The organism is Arsenophonus sp. ENCA (genome assembly GCF_002287155.1).
In the GTDB taxonomy this organism is placed as follows: Bacteria; Pseudomonadota; Gammaproteobacteria; order Enterobacterales; family Enterobacteriaceae; genus Arsenophonus; species Arsenophonus nilaparvatae.
In genome coordinates, this window is sequence record NZ_NHNG01000640.1 from 1 (window position 1) to 1,192 (window position 1,192).

The 1,192-nt window shown below is 37.4% G+C and carries 1 protein-coding gene; it reads right to left on the minus strand.

The annotated features are described in order from the left end of the window. Positions 1-1,192: PRD domain-containing protein (locus CBG25_RS16530; RefSeq protein ID WP_290607961.1), on the minus strand; the 1,192-nt coding region annotated here is incomplete at both ends.

The following is a 1,192-nucleotide window of genomic DNA, read 5'->3' on the forward strand; positions in this document are numbered from 1 at the left end:
TAGTGGCTTTTTCTTTGACGAAAGTTACAAATAATTCATAAATAGCGATAGCTTCTTCATAGTCAGCTTTACTAATCGCCAACAGAAAAATGACATTAGCAACTTCCTTGGTTTCTGCGTTCCATTCGATCCCTTGAGGTGAAATAATCGTAACCACCACTGTTTTATTCGCTAATAAACCTAATGAGTGAGGTAAGGCAATTCCTTCACCCAGTAGAGTAGAGACAATTGATTCTCGTTCGAGCAGTGATGGGTAAAAATCGCTAGTGACATAACCATCGGCTTGCAGTTTTTTACAGATTTTCTTAAAAAGTGCTTCTTGGCTAATTTTTTCATTAAGTATGATGAAATAACGTTCATCAAAGAATCGTTCAATAATATAAGGTTTGGTTTGGTTGATCATCGCTAAACGCCCGACCTGCTCCAGTTGATAGGGAGTAGGAAAGGGGGCAATTTTCACCACCGGTTTATTTTTTTCTGCTAATCGAATGGTGGTGATAACAAAATCTTCATCGATGTTTTCTAAGGTTTCATATTCTTGTAACGACAGCGCACGGTTAAATTTTAGTTGTGGAAATTCACGCATAATTTTAGTTTCTATCACCCGTACTGTTGAGTTGCCTGAATCAGTAACGATTAAAACCTGTGTTGGCCGATGATGGCTGGTACCATAATTACATTCCAAACTTACCCCAATATGAACTGCCAGATAACCAAGTTCGTCTTCACTAATTGGGTAAGGGAGCAGGGTACTGGCACTGCGTAGGGCATAGAGGGTGACATCATAAGCAAAAGGATAATATTGTTTGATATCGTCAAGTAAAGGATTTGGTGTATTAATATTAAATTGTAAACGAGTTAATAAAGTGGCGAGATGGGTAGTCAAATCACGTTTTAGTTTTTCATCATTACGTAAATCGTAATTATATGAGTCGTTTATATATTGCAAAATATGAGCAAGTAGTTTGGTATGTAAGCCCGTTTTTTGATTGGGCTGTTCGTTACCAATAATACGTTGTGCTGCAAGTTGCGTACATAAGTAAGCTTGTTCTGCGTTTGATAGTTCACCACCAAGAAAGTAAATCAGCCCGTTTGAAATTTCTTTGACCGCATTTTGAATAACAGGATCCATTTCATTATTGATAAAAGTGGTTAATTCACGGCCACGAGTAATACGTAAGATAGTGATAGC